20 protein-coding genes and 1 tRNA gene are annotated in these 21849 nt (G+C 65.4%); 18 read left to right on the top strand and 3 right to left on the bottom strand.

What is annotated here, in order from left to right:
- The first annotated feature begins 36 nt into the window (after positions 1-36).
- From ACYP33_RS26790 to ACYP33_RS26745, 10 genes are all read left to right on the top strand, one after another.
- Entirely contained in the window at positions 37-648 is a 612-nt protein-coding gene (locus ACYP33_RS26790) for a glutathione S-transferase N-terminal domain-containing protein (protein ID WP_012734444.1), read from the top strand.
- Positions 649-723: 75 nt separating this feature from the next.
- On the top strand, positions 724-1236 hold the full coding sequence (locus tag ACYP33_RS26785; RefSeq protein WP_459624557.1) for a ClpXP protease specificity-enhancing factor: 513 nt from the start codon (positions 724-726) through the stop codon (positions 1234-1236).
- 18 nt (positions 1237-1254) lie between these two features.
- Positions 1255-1330: transfer RNA gene (locus ACYP33_RS26780), tRNA-Thr, on the top strand.
- A 399-nt stretch (positions 1331-1729) separates the two neighbouring features.
- Positions 1730-2836 carry a toxic anion resistance protein gene (locus ACYP33_RS26775; RefSeq protein WP_459624556.1) on the top strand — a complete coding sequence of 369 codons (1107 nt, stop codon included), beginning with the start codon at positions 1730-1732 and terminating at the stop codon, positions 2834-2836.
- A 10-nt stretch (positions 2837-2846) separates the two neighbouring features.
- Positions 2847-3590 carry a VWA domain-containing protein gene (locus ACYP33_RS26770; RefSeq protein WP_459624555.1) on the top strand — a complete coding sequence of 248 codons (744 nt, stop codon included), beginning with the start codon at positions 2847-2849 and terminating at the stop codon, positions 3588-3590.
- Positions 3591-3635: 45 nt separating this feature from the next.
- Positions 3636-4649: a DUF475 domain-containing protein gene (locus ACYP33_RS26765; protein WP_414450469.1), complete on the top strand. Its 1014-nt coding sequence runs from the start codon at positions 3636-3638 to the stop codon at positions 4647-4649.
- Between the two features lie 82 nt (positions 4650-4731).
- Positions 4732-5388 (top strand): TerD family protein, encoded by a 657-nt coding sequence (locus ACYP33_RS26760; protein ID WP_459624554.1) that lies wholly within the window; start codon positions 4732-4734, stop codon positions 5386-5388.
- Positions 5389-5985: 597 nt separating this feature from the next.
- On the top strand, positions 5986-6621 hold the full coding sequence (locus ACYP33_RS26755; protein ID WP_459624553.1) for a hypothetical protein: 636 nt from the start codon (positions 5986-5988) through the stop codon (positions 6619-6621).
- A gap of 390 nt (positions 6622-7011) precedes the next feature.
- Positions 7012-7455: an inner membrane protein YiaA gene (yiaA, locus tag ACYP33_RS26750; protein ID WP_414443760.1), complete on the top strand. Its 444-nt coding sequence runs from the start codon at positions 7012-7014 to the stop codon at positions 7453-7455.
- Positions 7456-7810: 355 nt separating this feature from the next.
- A complete protein-coding gene (locus ACYP33_RS26745) occupies positions 7811-9019 on the top strand; it encodes a GGDEF domain-containing protein (RefSeq protein ID WP_459624552.1) in 1209 nt (402 codons plus the stop codon).
- A gap of 34 nt (positions 9020-9053) precedes the next feature.
- Here the strand turns inward: ACYP33_RS26745 and icmH are convergent, their stop codons facing one another.
- From icmH to tssJ, 3 genes are all read right to left on the bottom strand, one after another.
- A complete protein-coding gene (gene icmH / locus ACYP33_RS26740) occupies positions 9054-9839 on the bottom strand; it encodes a type IVB secretion system protein IcmH/DotU (RefSeq protein WP_414450465.1) in 786 nt (261 codons plus the stop codon).
- Positions 9836-11182 carry a type VI secretion system baseplate subunit TssK gene (gene tssK / locus ACYP33_RS26735; protein WP_414443763.1) on the bottom strand — a complete coding sequence of 449 codons (1347 nt, stop codon included), beginning with the start codon at positions 11180-11182 and terminating at the stop codon, positions 9836-9838. The genes icmH and tssK overlap by 4 nt, the downstream gene beginning before the upstream one ends.
- A gap of 102 nt (positions 11183-11284) precedes the next feature.
- Positions 11285-11902 (bottom strand): type VI secretion system lipoprotein TssJ, encoded by a 618-nt coding sequence (gene tssJ / locus ACYP33_RS26730; RefSeq protein ID WP_414450464.1) that lies wholly within the window; start codon positions 11900-11902, stop codon positions 11285-11287.
- A 375-nt stretch (positions 11903-12277) separates the two neighbouring features.
- On the opposite strand from tssJ, the gene ACYP33_RS26725 reads away from it, so the two are divergent.
- The 8 genes from ACYP33_RS26725 to tssH all read left to right on the top strand — a co-directional run.
- On the top strand, positions 12278-12922 hold the full coding sequence (locus ACYP33_RS26725) for a tetratricopeptide repeat protein (protein ID WP_459624551.1): 645 nt from the start codon (positions 12278-12280) through the stop codon (positions 12920-12922).
- A 35-nt stretch (positions 12923-12957) separates the two neighbouring features.
- A complete protein-coding gene (tssB, locus tag ACYP33_RS26720) occupies positions 12958-13479 on the top strand; it encodes a type VI secretion system contractile sheath small subunit (protein ID WP_414450463.1) in 522 nt (173 codons plus the stop codon).
- A gap of 15 nt (positions 13480-13494) precedes the next feature.
- Positions 13495-14982 carry a type VI secretion system contractile sheath large subunit gene (gene tssC, locus ACYP33_RS26715; protein ID WP_459624550.1) on the top strand — a complete coding sequence of 496 codons (1488 nt, stop codon included), beginning with the start codon at positions 13495-13497 and terminating at the stop codon, positions 14980-14982.
- Positions 14983-15060: 78 nt separating this feature from the next.
- Entirely contained in the window at positions 15061-15564 is a 504-nt protein-coding gene (locus ACYP33_RS26710) for an Hcp family type VI secretion system effector (protein ID WP_206126209.1), read from the top strand.
- Positions 15565-15633: 69 nt separating this feature from the next.
- Positions 15634-16116 (top strand): type VI secretion system baseplate subunit TssE, encoded by a 483-nt coding sequence (gene tssE / locus ACYP33_RS26705; RefSeq protein WP_414443768.1) that lies wholly within the window; start codon positions 15634-15636, stop codon positions 16114-16116.
- A 110-nt stretch (positions 16117-16226) separates the two neighbouring features.
- Entirely contained in the window at positions 16227-18065 is a 1839-nt protein-coding gene (gene tssF, locus ACYP33_RS26700) for a type VI secretion system baseplate subunit TssF (RefSeq protein WP_414450462.1), read from the top strand.
- Complete coding sequence (gene tssG / locus ACYP33_RS26695; protein WP_414450461.1) at positions 18029-19126, top strand: type VI secretion system baseplate subunit TssG; 1098 nt, start codon at positions 18029-18031, stop codon at positions 19124-19126. The genes tssF and tssG overlap by 37 nt, the downstream gene beginning before the upstream one ends.
- A 73-nt stretch (positions 19127-19199) precedes the next feature.
- On the top strand, positions 19200-21849 hold a 2650-nt coding region (gene tssH / locus ACYP33_RS26690), incomplete at its 3' end, for a type VI secretion system ATPase TssH (RefSeq protein WP_459624549.1).

Here is a 21849-nt window from a genome sequence, read left to right as displayed (position 1 = left end):
GTGCCGGCCCTCGGCTTTTATTAGGAAACGTTAATCATGATGGTTCTGTATTCGGGCACGACGTGTCCTTTCTCCCAGCGCTGCCGGCTGGTGCTGTTTGAAAAGGGCATGGACTTCGAGATTCGCGATGTGGACTTGTTCAACAAGCCCGAAGATATCGCCGTGATGAATCCGTACGGTCAGGTGCCGATTCTGGTCGAACGCGACCTGATCCTGTACGAGTCGAACATCATCAACGAGTACATCGACGAGCGCTTCCCGCATCCGCAACTGATGCCGGCCGACCCGGTGCAGCGGGCGCGTGCGCGCCTGTTCCTGCTGAATTTCGAGAAGGAGCTGTTCGTTCACGTCAGCACGCTCGAAAACGAGAAGGGCAAGGCCGCCGAGAAGAACCACGAGAAGGCACGCCTCGCGATCCGCGATCGCCTGACGCAACTCGCGCCGATCTTCGTCAAGAACAAGTACATGCTGGGCGAGGAATTCTCGATGCTCGACGTCGCGATCGCGCCGCTGCTGTGGCGCCTGGATCACTACGGCATCGAGCTGTCGAAGAACGCCGCGCCGCTGATGAAGTACGCCGAGCGTATTTTCAGCCGCCCGGCCTATATCGAAGCGCTGACGCCGTCGGAAAAGGTGATGCGTCGTTAATAACGGCTGACGGCCAGCGGCCATCGGCATGCGCCCGGCAGTGCCGCCGCGCGCATGCCTTGTACGAGGACTGTGATGCAAGAGACTTCCACGAAGCCGTATCTGCTGCGCGCGCTGTACGAATGGTGCACGGACAACGGTTACACGCCGCACATCGCGGTGCGCGTCGACAATTCCACGCGCGTGCCGCGGCAGTATGTGCGCGACGGCGAGATCGTGTTGAACATCAGCTTCGAGGCGACCACCGCGCTGCAGATGGGCAACGAATGGATCGAATTCACCGCGCGATTCTCGGGCAAGGCGCACAAGCTTGAGGTGCCGGTTGCCAACGTGCTGGCGATCTATGCGCGCGAGAACGGGCAGGGCATGGCGTTCCAGGTGGACTTGACGGCCGACGAGCCGGGCGAGACGACCGTGGAGGACGACGCCGACGAAGCGGTGCCGGCTGCCACCGCGCCGGCCATCGCCGAAGTGGTGCGCGATTCGGACGAGCCGTCGGAAGGCGCGGACGTGCCTGCGTCGTCACCGGACGATGAAGGCGGGGCTGCGGGAAAGAGCAATCGACCCCGCCTCAAGATCGTGAAATGAGGTAGAATCTGCGGCTACGCCGGCTTAGCTCATCTGGTAGAGCAGTTGATTTGTAATCATCAGGTGGCGGGTTCGAGTCCTGCAGCCGGCACCAGTTCAGAAGTAAAAAGCGGCCTCCAGCAATGGAGGCCGCTTTTTTTATTCGGCATTTTCAATGGCGAATAACGAATGACGGAATAGCGAGCACCACCGGTATCGAATCCCGCCTCATTATCGAGACAAGCATCCGCAATCGCGCGCCTCCCGACCAGCCGCCGCGCCCCACCCCACCCACCGTCACGCCCCCTTCACCCTTCTCCCCGACAATCCGCCTCCAAATCGATTGGAAAACCGAAAGCCTAGCCTTGACGGCAGCCTTTCAGGCCTTTATCGTCCGCATTCCACCGCCGCGAGAGAGCGCGAGCGGGCGTCGCGGAATTCGATTATTCGCACGAGGCATGCTGCCGAATTCGGGCAGCCATGAAGCACGACACGGGAAACGGGGAACCAGAAAATGAAGCCGCTGTTCGAAGACAAGCCGTCCACCACGGTCAGCCCGAGCCTTTCCCCGTCGCCGTCTCCAGCCACTGCGATCACACCCGCGCCGGCCCGGGCCATCGCGCCCGCGCAGCCGGCCACGCCGCTCGTCGATCTCGACCGCTTGATGTCGATCGAGGAAATCGATCAGCTCGGCGCCTCGCAAGGCACGCGCATCGCCGGGTTCTCGCAGCAGATCCTCGCCAGCGTGCGCGCCTCCGACGCCGACCAATTCGGCGACAAGCTCAACGAACTGATCTCCACCGCCAAGGGCCTCGACCCGCGCAGCATGGATAAAGGCGGCCTGCTGTCGAAGGTCTCGCATCTGTTTCGTTCGACGAAGGAAAAGCTGTTCGCGCAATATGAATCGGTCAGCAAGCGCATGGATACGCTGACGTCCGAGCTCGAACGCCACGCGCAGCAGCAGAAGGCCGGCATCGACGGCCTCGAGCACATGTACAACGACAACTACGCGCTGCACCAGGAGCTCGCGCAGGCCAGGGCGCACGGCGCGGCGGCGCTCGAAGCGCTGCGCGCGCACCTCGCGGCCGGCCAGCAACAGGCCGAGGACGCGTTCGGCGCGCAGCGCCTGCTCGACGTGAAGCGCAAGGTCGACGCGCTCGAAGTGAAGCTCGACGATCTCGATCGCGCGATGCTGATGTCGAAGCAGCTCGCGCCGCAGATCCGCATGGAGCAGGACCAGAAGCGCTCGCTCACCTCCAAGTTCGCCACCATCAAGACGGTGCTGATCCCGGCCTGGACCAACGCCTTCGCGCTCTACCTCGAACAACTGAGCACCAAGCGCGCAGCCGAGCTGGCGAACGCCACCTACGATGCCGCCGACGAGGCGATCCGCGCGCAGGCGGACCTCAACCGCCAGAACGCGCAGGAAGTCGCGAAGCTGTCGCAGCGCCCGGTGATTTCCACCGACACGTTCGAATACGCGCAGCAGCAACTGTTCGGCGCGTTCGACGACGTCACCAAGATCATCGCCGAGGGCAAGCGCCAGCGCGAACAGGATGCGCCGCGCCTGCGCCAGCTCGAACAGGATCTGATCACCCGTTTCGCACCGAAGCACAACTGAGGCCCATCGCATGATCACGTTGGAAAAACGCGCGGCCAAGGTCGCGATCGTTCTGGAAAAACGTCGTCTCCTGACGCCGCCCGTGGTGCGCGTGGGCGCGGCGCTCGATATGTCGGGCTCCGCGGCGCCGCTGTACGAATCGGGCATCATCCAGGAAACGCACGATCGTATTCTCGGCATCGCGCTGAAGTTCGACGACAACGGCGAAGTGGACACCTGGACCTTCACCGAAGGCTTCGACCGCCTGCCGACCGCCACGCCGGACAACTACGGCTCGTACATCGGCGAGCACGTGCTGAACGGCCCGATCAAGAAGTGGGGCGGCACGCGCTACGCGCCGGTGATGGGCGACATCGTCGATTTCTTCTTCCGCACTCCGCAACCGAGGAGCGAGCCGAAACGCGGCGGTTTCCTGAGCCGGCTGTTCGGCGGTGGCGATGCCACACCAGCCGCGCCGGCCGCATCGCCCGAAGGCGCGCACCTGCCGGCCTGGGTGCTGTTCATCACCGACGGCCAGAACCCGTCGCAGGATCGCGACCGCGTGCGCCGCCTGCTGGCCGATTCGCAGCATTTCCCGCTCTACTGGTCGCTGATCGGCGTGGGCGATCCGGACGAATTCGGCTTCCTGGCAGAGATCGCCGACGAAATGCCGAACGTGGGCTTCCTTCACCTCGAATCGCTCGACGTGCCCGACGAGCAGATCTACGAGCACCTGATCACGCCGGAATTTTGCGAGTGGGTGCGTGCGAAGTAAGCGCATCCCGCCGGCCACTTCTCCTTCGGACCCCTACCTTCCATCATGCTGAAAGATTTCAAGATCCCGCTGTCGCTGACGGTACTGGCGCTGATCGCGGCGTACCTGCTCGGCGGCTTCAAGGACATGCTGATCGTCGCCGTCCTGTGCGTGCTCGAGATTTCGCTCTCGCTCGATAACGCGGTGGTCAACGCCTCGGTGCTCAAGGGCTGGTCCGAGAAGTGGCGTCAGCGCTTCATGCTGTTCGGCCTGCCGGTGGCCGTGTTCGGCATGCGGCTGGTGTTCCCGCTGCTGATCGTGGCGGTGATCGGCCATATCGGCCTGATCGACGCGTTGAAGCTGGCGATCGAATCGCCCGACCGCTATGCGGCGGTGCTGGTCTCGGCGCACCACGAGGTGTCGGCGTTCGGCGGCGCGTTCCTGCTGATGGTGTTCTTCAAGTTCATGCTCGATGCCGGCAAGGACGAGCACTGGATCGGCTTCCTCGAAGGCCCGATGCGCCACCTGGGCCGCATCACGGCGATCGAGGTCGCGCTCACGCTGGCGATCGTGATCATCGCGTCGTTCTACGTGCCGGCCGCCGAGCAGGTGAGCTTCCTGCTGGCGGGCGCGTTCGGCGTGATCGGCTTCGTGATCGCGCACGGCATCGGCGACCTGGTGGGCGGCGAGAATACCGGCACGCGCGTGGTGCGCGAAGGCATGGCCGGCTTCTTCTATCTCGAAGTGCTCGATTCGTCGTTCAGCTTCGACGGCGTGATCGGCGCGTTCGCGCTGTCCAACAACATCTTCCTGATCGCGCTCGGCCTCGGCGTGGGCGCGGCCTACATCCGGGAAATGACGCTCGTGCTGCTCAAGAAGGGCACGCTCGCGCAATACCGCTTCCTCGAACACGGCGCGTTCTGGGCGATCGGCGCACTGGCGGCGATCATGTTCGTCGGCGTGAAGTACGAGGTGCCGGAAGTCGTGACGGGCTTGGTGGGCGCGGCCATGATCGGCGCGGCGGTGTGGTCGTCGATCATCGTGCAGCGCCGCGAGGCGCGCACGGGCAGCGCGGACTGACACAAGCCATTCCTTGGCCCGCGCGCTGCGCGGCGCCGCATTACCGCCGGTGTTGCGGCGGGTTCCAGCAAACGAGGTTCAGATGATCAATTTGTCGAAAGGCGGCCGGGTCAACCTGTCGAAGGAAGCACCGGGCACGCAGAAATTCCACGTCGGCCTGGGTTGGGATGCGAACGCGACGGATACCGGCGCCGATTTCGATCTCGACGTGTCGGTGTTCCTCTGCAAGTACGACGAGCAGAACAGCCCGCGCCTGATCTCCGATCAGCATTTCGTGTTCTACAACGCCGAAGTGCGCACGACGGACCGCAAGGAAACCTTCATCCAGCCCGGCGACGATTTCCCGAAGCGCGGCATGCCGGCCTCGAAGTGCCTGGGCGTGGTGCATAGCGGCGACAACCGCACGGGCAGCGGCAGCGGCGACGACGAAGTGATCTTCATCGACGTCACCAGGCTGGCCCAGGACATCGAGGAAATTTCGATCGTGGTGACGATCGACCAGGCGGAAGCGCGCCGCCAGAACTTCGGCCAGGTGCGCAACAGCTACATCCAGATATCCGACGAAGTGACGGGCGCGGTGATCGCCAAGTACGCGCTGGAAGAGGATTTCTCGATGGAAACCTCGGTGCAGGTCGGCAGCTTCTACCGCCGCGACGGCCAGTTCATGTTCAAGGCGGTCGGCGCGGGCTACAACCGGGGCCTCGGCGATTTCGTCAAGGCTTACGGCGGCTCGGTCTGACTGGCGGCAGCCCGGCGCGCGGCGATGCCGCCAGCCGGGCAGGGCGTACCGATGACCCTCCCACCCGACGAGCCGAAACGGCTCGATTTCGATACCGAACCGGCGCGCAAGCCCGGCCGGCCGCTGTTCGATGCGGCGCCGGCTGCGGCTGGCCCGGCGTCGCACGCGCCCGAAAACCGCGTGCGGCCGATCGAATTGCCGCGAGCGACGCAAGCGGCACCAGCGGTGCAATCGGCACCGGCGACTCAAGCAGCGCAAGCGGATCAAGCAGCCCGGCCGGCGCAAGCGACTCAAGCGGCCTGGCCGGCGCAATCAGATCAAGCGGCCAGACCGGCACCAGCGGCACCAGCGGCTCAAGCGGCTCAAGCGGCTCAAGCGGCTCAAGCGGCTCAAGCGGCTCAAGCGGCTCAAGCGGGCCGACCGGCACCAGCGGCTCAAGCAGCCCAAGCTCCACAACCGACCACCCCCGCACGCACCGACCGGCCCGCGCCGGCGGCGCTCGATCTCGGCCCATCGCCGTCACCGCGCGCCGAATCGCGCTCGCCGGCCGCCGAAACGGTCGGCAAGAGCCTGTTCGGCGGCGCCGAGCATCCGCAGTTGCAGGCCTGTTTCGACGCGGCGCGAGCGGCTTATCCGAATCTCTATCCCGAGCACGGCGCGCGCGTCGAGCGCCACATCCGTCAACTGCTGCCGCCGCGCCTCGCCACGGTGGCGACGATCGGCGACACCGCGCTGGTGGCATCGGGCGATCTGGTCGAGGCGATCGCCGACACCACGCGCGAGTTCGGCGAACTGAACGCGGCCGACCTGATGGCGGGCCTGCTCGCCCAGGTCACGCGCAAGGACGGCATGCTCGAGCGCTGGTTTCGGCCGGCCACGACCCCCCCGGTCGATTACCGCGCGGCGCTCGGCGCGCTGAAGCAGTCGCTCGGCTTCTTCCCGCGCCGCACGGCGATGCTGGCCGAAAAGCTGCGACACGCCGACGAGGGCCTGGTGGTGGTGCTGGCGGCGCTGAGTGCGGTGACCGACGTGGTGCGCATCCCCGACGACGCCGGGCTGGAGCGCACGCTGCACGACCGCCGCAGCATCTTCGCGCAGGCGCTCCAGCAGTTGCGCATGCAGCCGATGCAGTTGAGCGGGCTCGACGAGCGCGCGACCGATCTGATGTCGCGTGCCGATCACCTGATGAACGTGGTGCTGCCCGCCGCGCATGCGGCGCGATTGCGCGGTTGATTCCGTCGGGGCAGAGGCGGCCCGATTTTTCGGTCCGCTGCTCCGGCCCGCACGAGATTGCCGAATTTCGCGATGACGGCGCCCCCATTCATTTTGATTTTCCCGCCGAAAGATCGAGTGAAACGCAGTGCCCGCCTGAGGTGTGCTCGTCATGCCGAATTTATTTTGGCGGGTTTGGAAAATGGGATTAATCCGGTTTTGTGGAATTGACGCCGTAAATCGAATGATTCGAGCGCGATTATCGGCATTCAATCGATTGCCTTTTCCCGTATTTTGATTATTATTGGCGCCTGGTTTGCCGCACCGGCTTCCCGCCCGCACCGGCCGGCCGCCGCGAGGTGCCGGGCTCTGCGCCGTCGCGTTTCAATAACAACTCAGGAACCTCGAACGATGAATCAAACCGCTCCGCAGCAACCGTCCTTCGCATTCATCGCCGCATCGTGGGCCGCCTTGCTGGCCGGCATCGTCGCGTACCTGCTCGGGCTCTGGAACGCAGGCATGCAGCTCAACGAAAAGGGCTACTACTTCACGGTGCTGATGTTCGGCCTGTTCGCCGCGGTGTCGCTGCAGAAAAGCGTGCGCGACCGCGTCGAAGGGCTGCCCGTGACGGGCATCTACTACGGCCTGTGCTGGTTCTCCACGCTGCTGGCCGTGCTGTTGCTGGCGGTCGGCCTGTTCAACGCCACGCTGGCGCTGAGCGAAAAGGGCTTCTACGGCATGGCGTTCCTGCTGTCGCTGTTCGGCGCGATCGCGGTGCAGAAGAACACGCGTGACATTCAGGCCGCGCGCCCCGATTTTCGCGACGCCGAACCGGCCTCGCCGCTTCAGGAATAAGCGTTCACGGCGCGATTGCGCGGCGGCCAATTCGATATCGGCGTATTGACGTATTGCCCCCGCCGCGATTTTTCAGGAGAATGCGCCGCATCTCATGCGATGGAATGTCGGGGCGTGATTGAAACGCCCGTGGGTTAAACGTTTACATATCCATCGCATGCGCACTCCGCGCGCCGATTCGAATTCCGTTCCAGATCGATGTGAAGGCAATATTCCTTGATGGCTGTCGCCGTCAATGCGTCTGCCATCCTATTTCACATTTTGCTTTTCCCGGAACTGATAAATTCCGAACTACGCCTGTTGAAACGCATGCGCGTCGCGAGCCTCATCGACGCGCGGAATCCACGCCCCTGTCATGTCCGCCATCACCGTTGCTCTGGCCACTACCGCGATGTTCGGGCTTCTGATGCTCGTTCTGCTCGGCTCGCTGATTCGCACCCAGGCGGACGGCGTGCGCGAGTGGTTCGGCGCGAACCTGCTGTTGTCGGCGGCGCTCGCGCTGGTGCTGGCGCACGGGATGGTGCCCGACCTGATGTCGGTGGTGGTGGCCAACGGCATGTGGGTGCTGTCGGGCGTGATGCTGTATGCCGGCTTCGCGCGCTTCCTGCGGCTGCCGGTGCGCTGGCTCTGGCTGGCCGTGCCGGTGGCGCTCACGCTGCCGGCGCTGACCTACTGGCGCTACGCGGTCGACAGCATTCCGATGCGCGTGGTGATCTCCACGCTGTTTACCGCCGGGGTTTGCATCGCGATCGCCGCGATCGTGATCCTGCGCCGCCGCGCCGGCCAGTCGCGCTACCCGTATTTCGCCACGGCCACGCTGGCGATCGCGTTCGCACTGAGCCAGCTCGTGCGCGGCATCCATTTCATGATGCTGCCCGGCCCGTCGAGCGTGACGATGCTGGGCACCACGGTCAACGTGATCCTGCTCTGCATCGGCGCGGCGATCATGCCGGTGATGACGATGTGCGCGATCCTGCTGGTGCACGATTCGCTGCAACGCGAGGCGCGGCACGTGATCGATCACGATTTCCTGACGGGAGCGATGTCGCGGCAGCGCTTCGAGTTCGTGGCGCGCGCGCGCGTGGAAGAGGCCGAGCGCAACGGCACGCCGCTGTCTCTGCTGCTGGTGGATCTCGATCACTTCAAGGCGATCAACGATACCTACGGCCACGCGGGCGGCGATTGCGTGCTGCGCGAATTCACCGAGCTGATGCGCAACCGGCTGCGCGGCGGCGATGCGCTCGGGCGGCTCGGCGGGGAGGAGTTCGCGATCCTGCTGCCGAACACGACGATGGCCGATGCGTACCGGATCGCCGAACGGCTGCGCGACGAAGTGAGCCGTCACGAGGTGGCGACTGCCACCGGCTTGTGTTCGTACCGCACCAGCGGCGGGGTGGCGGGCCGGCAGCCCGGCGAGACGCTCGAGCAACTGGCCGGGCGCGCCGATCAGGCGCTGTACGACGCGAAGGTCACGGGCCGCAACCGGGTGTGCATGCATGGCGGCAGCCTGCCGGTGGCCACGTCCACGCCCGCACCCGCGCTGAAGCTGGTGGGGCAGGACTGACGGCACCGCCGTCAGTCCGTTCGAGCGCCGGGCGTTACGGCAGCGAGATCGTCAGGTTGGCCGATTCGGGGCCGACCTTGATGATCTGCGAATACGGCGCGAGCGCCTTCAGCGTGTGATCGCGCAGGTAGGCGTTCAGGCCGATGAAGGCCAGCAGCCCCACCAGCGCGAACACCGCGCCGATCGACCACAGCGGCACTTCGCGCTTGAGGCGGTGCGCGATCTGGTCCGGCAGCGGCCAGTGCGGCGCGAACGGCGCGCGCTTGCCCTTGATCTGCGCGATTTCGTCGCCGATCCGCGCGGTCAGGTAGGCGAGCTTCTCCGGCCCTTCCAGCAGATACTTGCCCTGGAAGCCGAGCAACAGGCACATGTGGAACACCTCGAGCGATTGCAGGCGCGCCGCGCCGCGCGCCCGGCATTCCTCCAGATACTGGAAGAACTTCTCGCCGGCCAGTTGCTCGCCGAACAGCACGAGCTGCAGCGGGCGGCGCTCCCATTCGGCACGCACCTTGAACTGCGAGGACAGCACGGCCTCGTCGATCGCCGCGCAGAACGCGAACTTGGCGGCGTACACGTCGTCCGCGCCGGCGTTCAGCTTCTTCGCGCCGCGCTCGAAATCGGCCAGGAATTCCTGGATGCGCGTGCGGAATTCGTTCGCCTCGCCCGGCTCGCGGCCGTTCTTCAGCAGGAACATCATGAAGAAGCCGTCGTACAGCAGGTCGAGCAGCGAGCGCGCCTGGAAGCTGGCGTCGGTCGAGGCAGCCGAATGCGGCGCGGGGGGCGGCGTGTTGCCGCCGAACAGGGAAGGCGCGTAGCTCATGAGGTGACGGCGATCAGTTCGAATTTGAGGTCGTTGATGCCCGAGGGCGCGTAGATCATCGCGGATTGCGATTGCAGCATCCGTTCATGCAGCGGGCTGCGGCCGTCGAGCGCGAAATAGCAGGCGCCCGGGCGCACCGGAATCGCCGGCGGCACCTGCGGCGTGTACGACAGGCGCACGCCCGGCATCGCGGACAGCACCAGCTTGTCGACGTCGTCGGGCGCGCCGACCTTGAAGCGCGCCGGCACCGCATCGACCAGCTCGACCGACGGCATGTCGGCCGACACCGCCAGATAGAACTCGGTCTTGTCGTCGATCTTGCCGGAATCGAGGCGGCCGATATGGAACGACGGCCGCACTTCTTCCAGCGTGATCGCGAAGTAGCGCGTGGAGATCACGGTTTCGAGCAACTCGCGCAGCATCGTGTCGAGGCGCGCGAACGGCGGGCCGGGATCGTCGTGACGATAGGCCGGCAGATCGGCGAGCGCATAGCCCTTCGAGAACGTCATCAACTGGCCGGCCAGGCGCAGCAGCTCCTGGAACAGCCGCTCGGGATGCAGCGCCGAGTGCTGATACAGGTGCGCGAGCGAGGCGAACGCGGCATTGGCCGTGTGCAGCAGCCAGAACGAGGCGATGTCGCCCGAGCGGAACTCGATGATGTTCTTGGTCGGCTCGCGGTGGAACCCGTACAGCGCGTTGACCTTGGCCTGCAGCGCGTCGATCAGTTGACGCAGCCGCTGCATCAGCACGCCCGAGGCCTCGATCGCGAGGCACGGCGGCACGAACGAATCGTCGAACTCGAAGCCCGAGGTGGCGGTGCGCCGCACGCGTACCAGCGGGATCGCGAGCAACTGGTCGCGCGGCTCGCTGTGCGCGATCAGCTTGACGTGGGTTTTCAGGAACGCGATGTCGGCCTCGGCCGCATCGGTGAACTGGTCGGCGATCGGGCCGTTCTCGCTCGTGAAGCGGCTGGAAAAGCCGGCATCGGCATCTTCCACGTAGTTCGAGCCGGCTTCGCGCAGCGGATGCAGCGCCAGGTAGAACGTGAATTCGTTGATGCCTTCGGGCAGCGTGTCGAGCGCGACGGGGCGCGGCAGGTCGTCGGCCTGCGGCGCGGAAAAAAGCGCGCCGTCGGGGAAGATCAGCGACAGCTCGGACAGGCGCAGCACGTTGCTGCTGATCGCGTCGCGATCGAGTTTCAACGAACGCAGGCCCCAGTTATATGGCTGGATCGCCTGGATCGACTCGAACAGGCGGGCCTCGTGATAGGCGTCCTGCCGCTGAAAGTGCTGAGGCCGCAAAAACAGGCCTTCACCCCATAGCACCTTGGCCGAATAACTCATGACAAACCTTGTAGGTGATTGGGATGCCGCTTTTGCATAATCGCACCCCGATTCATATCGTCGTCAAACTTTGTTAATTGACTTGGAAACGTCATCGAATCGTTAATTGCCGCAACTGACCGACGACAGCATATTCAGTTGCTGTGCCGGCAGGCCCTGTTGCGATGCGATCACGATGCCGTCGGTAACGGTCATCGCGCAGTTGTGCAGGCCGATGATTATGCCGGATTTCTCCGATTTGGCCGGATCGAACACCAGTTTCCAGCGCTGTATCGCGGGGCTGCGAAATAACGCGACGATGCCGAAGGCCTGCGCTTCACGAGAAACTTTTTCCGTTGCGGCGTAGCGCTGGCCCGGAATCAGCGTCACTTCGCGCACGCTCAACAGGTCGGCGCCGAGCGCCGCTTTTTCCTTGGCCGGATCGGTGAAGGCGTCGAACGGTGCCTGCTGGAACGAGGTCGGGTCCTTCAGCGTGTAGAGCCGCACCACCAGCGCCAGCGGCTTGTTGTCGGTGGCGGCGTTCAGGTTGGGCGCGGCATAGAGGGTAATGCCTAAATTGCGCGGCGGCTTCTGCGCGTCGGGCACCTCGGGCTTGCCGATGCCGACCATCTGCAGCGCGGCGCTGCCGGCCGAGCCGAGCAGCGGGACGGCCGCCGCGCAGCCTGCGAGAAGGGCGCAGGCCATCAGCGGCAGCGCGAATCGGGACAAAGACGAAATCATCGTGAATCGAGGACGACGGTCAGTCGTTTCCTGTCAGAAATGCCTGGCGTGGCGCGGGTTTTATCGGGCAAAGGCGGCTTGCAAGGCCCGGTTACTGGTACTTCTGCGAGGTCGCCTGATTCGATCGGAAATTTTTTCTTCAATTTCGTCGCATTTACGGTTATTCAAGTAAATGTTGCCAATTATATTGCTATCCCCCAAGTCGCCCGGATTGTGTAAAGCCGCGCCCGGCGGGTGGTTTCGGTTGTTTAAATCGAATCTCGATGCACGGGAGATTGAATTATGAAAAATTGATCGGTACTATACCCGCGCACTCGCTGCAAAGCAAAACACTGAAACTCAACGATTTAAAAACTCCGCGCCGGTGATAAAACGATGAAAGACCGACTGTTCGCAAAATTTTCCGCAGTAGTAATGGCATGTGCCGTGATCGCCGGTTGCGCAACGCAGCCGCCGGCACCGCCCACGCCCGAAGCATTCAACAAGCAGCTCGACGATGCGGATACCGTCGCGAAGGCCGGGGATCAGGACAAGGCAATCGGCCTGTATCAGCAATTGGCGAAGGCCGACCCGACGCGTGAAGAGCCGTGGGCCCGGATCGCCCAGATCCAGTTCCAGCAGGGCCATTACGGCCAGGCGATCGTGGCGGCGCAGGAAGCCCTGCAACGCGACAACACCGATCGCCAGTCGAAGAGCGTGCTGGCCGTGTCCGGCCTGCGCATCGCCACCGAATCGCTGGCCGAGCTGCGTCAGGACGCCTCGCTGGCCGGCGACGCGCATGCCGATGCGCTGGTGCTGGCCAAGCAACTGCGCGATTCGCTCGGCGAGGACGCGCTGTTCGCGCCCGAGCAGCAAGCCCAGAAGCCGGCCGTCAAGCGCCGCAAGATCTACCGCAAGCGCGTCGCAGGGCCGGCCGCCTCCTCGCCGGAAGCGGCCAAGCCCGCCGCAGCCGCACCGTCGGCGCCGGCTCCGGCGGCCCCGGCCAAGAGCGGCGCGGATCCGTTCGGCGCGCTGCGTTAAGCGCGCACCCACCACCCACGCTATCGGGAGCCGTCATGGCCAAAAAAGAAAGTATTCAGAAGCGCCTGCAAAAGGTACGGCCGCCCCGTGTGCAGCTGACCTATGAAGTCGAGCGCGGCGACGCGATCGAACAGAAGGAACTGCCGTTCGTGGTGGGGGTGGTCGGCGATCTGGCCGGCCAGTCCGAAGTCGAGATGCCGAAGCTGCGCGACCGCAAGTTCGTCAATATCGACCGCGACAACTTCGACGACGTCATGAAGGCGATCGAGCCGCGCGCGGCGTTTCAGGTCGAGAACAAGCTCAGCGAAGCAGGCGGCAAGTTCGGCGTCGATCTGAAGTTCCGCTCGCTCGACGATTTCACGCCGGATCAGGTCGTCAATCAGATCGAACCGCTGCGCCGCCTGATCGAGGCGCGCTCGAAGCTGGCCGACCTGCGCAACAAGATGGCGGGCAACGACAAGCTCGAGGATCTGCTCAGTGAAGTCCTGAGCAACACGCAGCAATTGCAGGCGCTCGCGAAGCAGTCGGGCGATGGCGGTCAGGACGGCGGCGAATAAGCTACGGGGTACGAGATGAATCAGCAAACGGCAGCGGCCCAACCGGCCGGCGCGCTCGAAGGCGCGGAAACCTCGCTGCTCGACGACATCGTCGAGAAGAGCAAGGTGGCGAAATCGCAATCGGAGCACGCACGCGCGAAGGACCTGATCGGCGAGCTCGTCCATCAGGTGCTCGACGGCACGGTGATCGTGTCGGACAACCTGTCGGCCACCATCGACGCGCGCGTCGCGGAGCTCGACCGGCTGATTTCCGCGCAGATGAGCGCGGTCATGCATGCGCCGGAATTCCAGAAGCTCGAAGGCACCTGGCGCGGCCTCGACTACCTGGTGTCGGAAAGCAATACCGGCTCGACCATCAAGATCAAGGCGCTGCACGCGCCCAAGCGCGAACTGGTGCGCGACTTCAAGGCCGCCACGGAGTTCGACCAGAGCGCGCTGTTCAAGAAGGTCTACGAAGAAGAATTCGGCACGTTCGGCGGTGCGCCGTTCGGCGCGCTGATCGGCGACTACGAAGTGTCGCGCCAGCCGGAAGACATGTACTTCATCGAACAGATGTCGCATGTCGCGGCTGCCGCGCACGCGCCGTTCATCGCCTCGGCCGCGCCGGAGCTGATCGGCCTCGAATCGTTCGCCGACCTGGGCAAGCCGCGCGATCTCGGCAAGGTGTTCGACACGGTGGAATACGCGAAGTGGAAGTCGTTCCGCGATTCGGAAGATTCGCGCTACGTCGGCCTCACGCTGCCGCGCTTCCTGGGCCGCCTGCCGTTCCATCCGAAGGACGGCCAGACCGCCGAGACCTTCAACTTCGTGGAAGACGTGGACGGCACCGATCACTCGAAGTATCTCTGGTGCAACGCCGCGTGGGCGTTCGCGGCGCGCCTGACGGCCGCGTTCGACGACTTCGGCTGGTGCGCGGCCATTCGTGGCGTGGAAGGCGGCGGCCTGGTGGAAGACCTGCCCACCCATACGTTCAAGACGGACGACGGCGAGATCGCGTTGAAGTGCCCGACCGAAATCGCCATTACCGACCGCCGCGAGAAGGAGCTGAGCGACCTCGGCTTCATCCCGCTGGTCCACTGCAAGAACTCCGATTACGCGGCGTTCTTTGCGGCCCAGTCGGTGCAAAAACCGAAGAAATACAACACCGACAGCGCCAACGCGAATGCCGTGCTGTCCGCTCAGCTCCAGTACATCTTCTCGGTATCGCGCATTGCGCACTACCTCAAGGCGATGATGCGGGACAAGATCGGCAGCTTCGCGTCGGCGCAAAACGTGGAGTCTTTCCTGAATCGCTGGATCTCCCAGTACGTGCTGCTGGACGATAACGCGTCTCAGGAACAGAAAGCGCAGTTCCCGCTGCGCGAAGCATCCGTCCAGGTGTCGGAGATTCCGGGCAAGCCGGGCTCGTATCGTTCGGTCGCGTTCCTGCGTCCGCACTTCCAGCTCGACGAACTCTCGATCTCCCTGCGCCTGGTGGCGGATCTGCCCAAATCGGCAAATTGATAAGCGATTGAGTCAACGTCGCCTGAGCGGGCCGCTCGGGTAGGAATTGAAAACCACCTCTTTGGGGAGTAATGCGTCATGTTGGACATCTATCTGAATTTCGGCAATCCGTCGATCAAGGGTGAGTCGCAGGACAAGGACCACGCGAACTGGATCGAACTGAAGTCGTGGGACTGGTCGGTCACGCAACCGCGTTCGGCCACCTCGTCGACCTCGGGCGGCCACACCGCCGAGCGCTGCGAACACAGCGACATGGTGTTCACGAAGGAACTCGACATGGCCAGCCCGCTGCTGTATCAGCACGCGTCGGGCGGCACGACGTTCGACGAAGTCTCGATCGACTTCATGCGTTCGGACGGCGAAGGCAAGCGCGTCAAATACCTCGAGATCAAGCTGAAGTACGTGATCATCTCGAGCGTCACGCCGAGCGTGCAGACCGAAGGCCTGCCGGTCGAACAGTTCTCGCTGAAGTACGCTGCCGTGCAGTGGAAGCAGACCAAGCAGAACATCGGCGGCAACCAGGGCGGCAACACGCAGGGCGCCTGGAGCCTGACGAAGAACGACAAGACCTACGCGGTCTAAGCTCGTGATTCGGGACGGGGCACGCGGTGCCCCGTCCTGCGTGGTGCATCACCCGTTGCCTGCCGTTCCATGAAACGCTTCGAACCGAGTTTTCTCGACAAGCTGTTCGACGACGAACCGCATCAGCCGGCCTCGCCCGCGATGCGGCAACTGTCGTTGGACGAGCTGAAGAACACCGTCGCACGCGACGTCGAATCGATCCTGAACACGCGCATCGCGCTGACCGACGACGATCTCGCGGCGCTGCCGGAGTGCCAGCAATCGGTGCTGACCTACGGCCTCAACGATTTCGCGGGCCTGAGCCTGGCGAGCCACTACGATCGCGCGTTCATCTGCAAGTCGATCCAGCAGGCGATCGATCGTCACGAGCCGCGGCTGCAACAGGTCGCGGTGTCGTTCGAACTGAACGAGCAATCGACCAATTCGCTGAATTTCTCGATTCGCGCGTTGCTCGTCGTGCATCCGGCGCAGGAGCCCGTCAATTTCGACGCGATGCTGCAGCCGTCCACCTTGCAATACTCGGTGTCGCGCGGACGCGCCGCCAAGCCTTGACATGAATCCGGATCGCCGCGCGCCAGACGACGCGGCGACCATCCGCCCTGCCCGCAGGGCGTTACGGCCCGCTCACGACCTGAGCGGGCTCTGAGTTTCGGGGACCCTCGATGGAAGAGTTGCTGCCGTACTACGAGCGCGAATTATCGTTTTTACGGCGGTACTCGCATGAATTCGCGCGGCGTTATCCGAAGATCGCCGCGCGCCTGGCCATGACCGGCGAGCATTGCGACGATCCGCACGTCGAACGGATGATCGAATCGTTCGCGCTGCTCGGCGCGCGCATCAACAAGAAGCTCGACGACGATTACCCGGAATTCACCGAGGCGCTCGTCGACGTGCTCTATCCGCACTACCTGCGGCCGTTCCCGTCCTGCTCGATCGCGCAGTTCACGCCTTCCGCCAACGTCTCGCAGCAAACCGCGCCGCATCGCGTGGCGCGCGGCACCGAGCTGAAAAGCCGGGCGATCCGCGGCGTGCAGTGCCAGTTCCGCACCGCCTACGACGTGACGATTGCGCCGATCCGCATTTCGGAGGCACGCTACGCGTCTATCGCCGCCGCGCCGGCCGCCACCGTGCTGCCCGGCAACGCCACCGGCGTGATCTCGATCACGTTCGAATCGCTGGCGCCGCAGTTCGATCTGGCGGGCCTGAAGCTGCCGTCGCTGCGCGCGCACCTGCACGGCGAGCAATCGTTCGTCGCGGCGCTGGCCGATTGCCTGTTCGTCAACACGCTCGCCACCTACGTGGAGCCCGAGCGCAACGGCCGCTGGACCCCGCTGCGCGTGTCGCCCGTCACGCAGGCCGGCTTCGACGAGCAGGACGCGCTGATCGACTACCCGTCGCGCTCGCATCCGGCCTACCGGCTGCTGACCGAATATTTCGCATTCCCGGACAAATTCGATTTCGTCGATTTCGACCTGGCCGCGATGACGCGCCGCGCCGGCCCGTGCCACCGCCTGACGCTGCATATCGTGCTGGCCGACGTGCGCAGCGATTCGCACGTCGCGCGGCTGCTCGACATGTTGAGTGCGACGCACCTGCGGCTGTTCTGCACGCCGGTGGTCAACCTGTTCAAGCAGAACGGCGAGCCGATCCGCATCGATCACCAGAGCGTGTCGTACCCGGTGATTGCCGAGTCGCGCCGCGCGTTCGCCTACGAGGTGTACTCGATCGATTCGGTGCATCTGGTGCGGCAGACGGCGCACGAGGAATCGGTGGTCGAGTTCCGGCCGTTCTATTCGCTGCATCACGGCGAGGCCGGCCACGTGGGCCATTACTGGTTCGCGCGCCGCAACGAGTGGGTGGCGCAGCACAGCCCCGGCTACGAGACGGAAATCTCGATCGTCGACATCGATTTCGAGCCGGCCGCGCCGCAGACCGACACCCTGAGCCTGCGCCTGACCTGCACCAACCGCGACCTGCCGGCGGGGCTCGCCACGGGGCTGGCGGGCGGCGACCTGTTCGCCGACGGCGGCGCCGATTTCGGCGACATCACGATGCTGCGCCGGCCGTCGCCGAGCGTGCGCTTCGCGCGCGGGCGCGCGGCGCACTGGCGGCTGATCTCGCACCTGGCGCTGAACCACGTCTCGCTCGCCAACGACGGCCTCGCGCCGCTCAAGGAGCTGCTGACACTGTACGACCTGCGCCGCTCGGCGGTGTCGACGCGCCATATCGACGGGCTGGTGGCGATCGAGCAGCGCGGCGCGGTGCAATGGCTGCCCGGCAAGCCGTTCGCGACCTTCGTGCGCGGCATCGAGATCCGCCTGACGATCGACGAGGAGCATTTCGTCGGCACCAGCCTGGCCGCGTTCGCGCGCATGCTGGACGCGTTCTTCGGGCTGTATGTCCACCTCAACAGCTTTGTTCAACTGATCGTCGTGTCCAAGCGCACCGGCGAGGAGATCATCCGATGCAAACCGCGAAGCGGCGAATCGATCCTGGCGTAGTCGACCAGTTCCTCGACGAGCCGTATCGCTTCGAATTCTTCCAGGCGGTGCGCTTGCTCGAAACCTGGTTCGCCAAGCGCGACCCGGAGAAGCCCGACGCGCTGCGGCCCGGCGAGCTGGTCGAGCGGCGCGTGGCGTTCCGCAATTCGCTGTCGCTCGGGTTTCCGCCGAGCGAGATCGAGCACGCGCAATCGTTCGATGCGGCCGGCGACAAGGTGGACGAGGCGCAGCGCCGCGCGGCCGTGCGCGACGAGGCGATCGACCGCGTCGAGATCGTGCCGGCGTTCTTCGGGCTGCTGGGCGGGCAGGGCGCGCTGCCGCACCATTACACCGAGCAGATCATCTCGCGCGAGCAACTGAAGCGCGACCATGCGGCGCGCGCGTTCTTCGACGTGTTCTCGAACCGCGCCACCGCGCTGTTCTATTCGGCGTGGAAGAAATACCGGCTGCCGCTGCATTACGAACTCGATCGCGACGAGCGCTACCTGCCGCTGCTGCTGTCGCTGGCCGGCGTGTCGAACCCGGAAGCGCGGCGCGCGATGCAGGACGGCAGCGGCGCGGTGATCGACGAGGCGATCGCCGGCTATGCGCTGGCGGCGCGGCATCGGCCGGTGTCGGCGGCGTACCTGCAACGCACGCTGTCCGATTACTTCCGGGTGTCGATCCGCGTCGATCAGTTCATCGGCAAGTGGTACGACGTGCCGCGCGACCAGTTGAGCGTGCTCGGCGAGGTCAACGCCACGCTGGGCGCCACGGCGCTGGTGGGCGAGCGCGTGTGGCAGCGCGACATGCGCGCGCGGCTGGTGGTCGGCCCCCTGAGCAAGCGCGACTACGAGGCGTTCCTGCCCGGCGGCGATCGTGCGATCGCGCTGGAGCGAATGCTGACGCTGCTGGCCGGCGTGACGCTGGAGTACGAGGTGTCGCTGGTGCTCAAGCAGGAGGAGGTCGGCCCGACCATGCTCGGCATGGGCGGGCGGCTCGGCTGGGACGCCTTCCTCTGCACCCAGGACGCCACGCAGGATCGCGCCGACGCGCGTTACGAACTGCATGTGATTCATTGAGCGCCGGCCGGCCCGGCGCCAGCCATACCGACCATCCGAACGATACCGAAAGAACCCGAGAGCGACCGACTTCATGAGCACGCCACTGAAGACCCTGATTGCGAAACTGAACCCCACCTGCCGCAAGGCCGCCGAGCGCGCCGCGAGCCTGTGCTTCGCGCGCGGCCACTACGAGGTCGATCTGGAGCACCTGTTCGTCGCGCTGCTGGAGGAGAGCACCGGCGACACGCCGATCGTGCTGCGCACGAGCGGCATCGATCCGCACGCGCTGCGCAGCGATCTCGAACGCGAACTCGACGGCCTGAAGAACGGCAACACGCGCACGCCGGTGTTCTCGATCCACCTGAGCGAGCTGTTCGAGCAGGCCTGGCTGATCGCCTCGCTCGACGCGCAGATCGGCCGGATTCGTTCGGGCCACCTGCTGCTCGCGCTGTTGAGCGCGCCCGACCTGGCGCAATTCGCGCAGCGCATGTCGCCGCAGTTCGCGCGGGTGCGCGTGACCGATCTCAAGCACAAGTTCGACGAGGTCACGGCCGGCTCGAACGAGGCCGAGCCGCGCGAAGCGGGCGCGGCGGGCGAGGCGGGAGCGGCCGACGTGGAAGCGGCCGCGGCCGGCGGCGCGGCAGCGGGCGCGGGCGGCCCGTCGAAGACGCCCGCGCTCGACACCTACACCACCAACCTCACGCAGCGCGCGCGCGAAGGCCGGATCGACCCGGTGATCGGCCGCGACGCCGAGATCCGCCAGGCCATCGACATCCTGATGCGCCGCCGCCAGAACAATCCGATCATGACCGGCGAGGCCGGCGTCGGGAAGACCGCGGTGGTCGAGGGGCTGGCGCTGCGCATCGCCGCCGCCGACGTGCCGCCGCCGCTGGCGGGCGTCGCGCTGCACGTGCTCGACATGGGGCTGCTGCAGGCCGGCGCGAGCGTGAAGGGCGAGTTCGAGAACCGCCTGAAGAGCGTGATCGACGAGGTCAAGAAGAGCGCGCATCCGATCATCCTGTTCATCGACGAGGCGCACACCATCATCGGCGCGGGCGGCCAGGCCGGCCAGAACGATGCGGCCAACCTGCTCAAGCCGGCGCTCGCGCGCGGCGAGCTGCGCACCATCGCGGCCACCACCTGGAGCGAGTACAAGAAGTACTTCGAGAAGGATGCGGCGCTGGCGCGGCGCTTCCAGGTGGTCAAGATCGAGGAGCCGACCGAGCCGCTCGCGGCCGCGATGCTGCGCGGCATGGCCGGGCTCATGGAGCGCCACTTCAACGTGCGCGTGCTCGACGATGCGATCACCGAGGCGGTGCGGCTCTCGCATCGCTACATCAGCGGCCGCCAACTGCCGGACAAGGCGATCAGCGTGCTCGACACCGCCTGCGCGAAGGTGGCGCTGGCGCAGAGCGCCACCCCGGCCCTGATCGACGACACGAAAAAGCGCCTCGAACGCACCGACGCCGAAATCGCCTCGCTCGAGCGCGAGGTGGCCGGCGGCGCGTCGCACGGCGAACGGCTGGCCGTGCTGCGCGAGGCACGCGAGGCCGACCTGGCCGCGCTCGCGGCGGCCGACCGGCGCTACGCCGAGGAGCGCGCGATCGTCGGCGAGATCGTCGCGCTGCGCGCGCAGATCGACGCGGCCCGAGAAGGCTCGGCCGACGGCGAGCGCATCGACGAGGACGCGGTGCGCGCGCAACTGGCCGAACGGATCGCCGCGTTGCAGGCGGTGCAGGGCGTGGAGCCGATGGTGCCCCTGCAGGTGGACGGCCACGTGGTGGCCGAGATCGTCGCCGCCTGGACGGGCATTCCGCTCGGCCGCATGGTGAAGGACGAGATCGAGACGGTCATGAACCTGAAGCCGCTGCTCGGCGCGCGCGTGATCGGCCAGGACCACGCGCTCGACGCGGTCGCGCAGCGCGTGCGCACCGCCACGGCGGGGCTGGAGGATCCGAACAAGCCGCGCGGCGTGTTCCTGTTCGTCGGCCCGTCGGGCGTGGGCAAGACCGAAACCGCGCTGGCGCTGGCCGACGTGCTGTACGGCGGCGAGCGCAAGATGGTCACCATCAACATGAGCGAGTACCAGGAGGCGCACAGCGTGTCGGGCCTGAAGGGCTCGCCGCCGGGCTACGTCGGTTACGGCGAGGGCGGCGTGCTGACCGAGGCGGTGCGCCGCAATCCGTACTCGGTGGTGCTGCTCGACGAGATCGAGAAGGCCCACCCGGACGTGCTCGAAATGTTCTTCCAGGTGTTCGACAAGGGCGCGATGGACGACGCCGAGGGCCGCGAGATCGACTTCCGCAACACGCTGATCATCCTCACCTCGAACGTCGGCTCGAACCTCGTCATGCAGGCCTGCCTGAACAAGCCCGAGGAAGAACTGCCCGATCCCGATGCGCTCGCCGAAACGCTGCGTCCAGCGCTCTACAAGGCGTTCAAGCCGGCGTTCCTGGGCCGCATGAAGGTGGTGCCGTTCTACCCGATCTCGGACGACGTGCTGGCCGAGATCATCGAGCTGAAGCTCGAGCGCATCCGCCGCCGCATCGAGGCCAACCACAAGGCCCGCTTCGAGTGGGACGAATCGCTGGTCGAGGCGGTGCTGGCGCGCTGCACCGAGGTGGATTCGGGCGCGCGCAACGTCGACCACATCCTCAACGGCACGCTGCTGCCCGAGATCGCCGGGCATGTGCTCGAACGGCTCGCGGACGGCACGGCGATCGAATCGATCGCGGTGCGCG

It is taken from the genome of Burkholderia sp. 3C (genome assembly GCF_054589155.1).
The sequence above is the reverse complement of the archived record's forward strand: the minus strand, read 5'-3'. Positions and strand labels throughout refer to the sequence as shown.